Below are 1,809 nucleotides of genomic sequence, written 5' to 3' on the forward strand. Positions count from 1 at the left end.
GGGGGCGAATTCCTCCCCATACATAAATGACAGGGGTTTCCATTCGCCCCCCTTACCAACCCCTAATTTTCGATGATAATCTGCACGGGGGGATGGTTAACGGTGGGAGTGACCTACCCCCAGGAAAACTAGGCGGCGCGGACAATCATTTTCCTTTGCAATTGGCGACAACTGTTTTTCTCGTCAGGGGAGTAATATGTAGGCACAAATGAGGCAAGTGGCAAACCGGAGGATCCGGAAACAAGGGAAAGCGAATCGGCAGCGCCCAGTCCTTTCCTGACGCGATCGCGTCGGGTAGAGAAGGTAAAGGTGTGTGTGTGTGACGGAGTGACATGCAATGAGCGATCCATTTGTGCTGGCTATTGGTCTGTTAACGCATTTAAAAGCATCACCCCCAGCAGCAAAACCCAACCCACCGAAAGAATTAGGCGCGGGTTTCGTGGAAGCAACCGAGCCTGTGCTGTGCCAATCGCCGATCGCCCTCCCAAGCGTTTCGAGGGTGGAAAATAGCGAGCCAGAATTCAGCCCAGTGGGGAGAAATCCCTCAGCATCGTGGCTCGAGCAACAGCTCTTTGAAGGTTTGCCCCCGGAATCCTTCCGCGCCCGCGACGCGGCGGGGATCGCCGCCCACGCCTGGGAAGTCTTTGCCGATACCAGTGCTGCAGAGCCGGTGACTTACTTGCCCACCGCGCAATCGCGTCCCCTGTCCGGACCGCAGATGTACCAGCAACGATTGGCAGCCCTGCGATCGGGTCAGACCTACACCCGGATAGCGGTAGATAGTTTTGCCTCATGGTGGCGCGATGCCACCAACCAACCCACCTACGAACAGTGGAAAGGATTGCTCGCATCAGAAGCACGCGCGATCGCCCGAGGACAAGGAGGCAATCGCCTCGCAATTCTCCTCGGGGATTCAATCAGCATGTGGTTTCCCCAAGAGCGCCTCCCCAAAGGACCCCTGTGGTTGAATCAAGGCATTTCTGGCGATACCTCCCGAGGCATTCTCAGCAGATTATCCGCCCTGAGTGCCACCCAACCCGACACCATTTATCTGCTCGCCGGCATTAACGACTTGCGGCGGGGAGCCAGAGATGATGAAATCCTCTGGAATCACCGTCAGATCGTGCGTCGCCTGCGAGAAGAACATCCCCAAGCGGAAATTATCGTGCAATCGATTTTGCCCACTCGTCTGGGGACGATTTCCAATCAGCGCATTCGTCGCCTGAATCGAGAAATTGCCGCGATCTCCCAACAAGAAGGCGCAATCTATCTCGACGTGCACTCTCAATTCCTTGACCCTGCCGGTGCGTTGCGGCCCGAATTAACCACCGACGGTCTCCATCTCAATCGCCAGGGCTATGAAATTTGGCGAGGCGCACTCTTGCGATCGCAATCTTGGAAGGCACTGAGCGACTCCGAATAAACCCCCCCTGTCGCCCCCGGGGAGCGCCACAACTTCCGGCAAGCCTAACTCCCCCAACCCCCCTGGATTCTGGGAAAAAATCCTAAACCTGAGGAAAAATCTCCAACTTCAACGGGACTAAACTCCCAAACTCCGCCCAAAATTTGGTAAACTACTCGAAAAATTGATGACAGTAATCTGCCACTAGGCATTTATACCCCTACTGTATCCGTCAGTCATGGTCAAGCCCGAAGTAGAGAAGGGATGCAAAAACACCTGCAAACACGAAAAAAACTCCGTCGCTTGGTAGCCCCGCTCTAAAGAGACGGGGCTACCAAGCGACGGGCGCGGCTTTAGCCGCAATGATATGATAGACTCCTATCACCAACTCTTTGACCCAAATGAAA

General features: G+C 54.9%; 1 protein-coding gene. It reads left to right on the forward strand.

Annotated elements, in window-relative coordinates:
- The first annotated feature begins 337 nt into the window (after positions 1-337).
- Positions 338-1,423 (forward strand): SGNH/GDSL hydrolase family protein, encoded by a 1,086-nt coding sequence (locus LKK83_RS07760; RefSeq protein WP_324630460.1) that lies wholly within the window; start codon positions 338-340, stop codon positions 1,421-1,423.
- The last annotated feature ends 386 nt before the right edge of the window (positions 1,424-1,809 follow it).

This window comes from Phormidium sp. CCY1219 (genome assembly GCF_035615515.1).
In the GTDB taxonomy this organism is placed as follows: Bacteria; Cyanobacteriota; Cyanobacteriia; order Cyanobacteriales; family Laspinemataceae; genus CCY1219.

Coding starts and splice junctions, on each gene's coding strand:
- LKK83_RS07760 (WP_324630460.1), top strand. CDS start 338: ATGAGCGATCCATTTGTGCTGGCTATTGGTCTGTTAACGCATTTAAAA.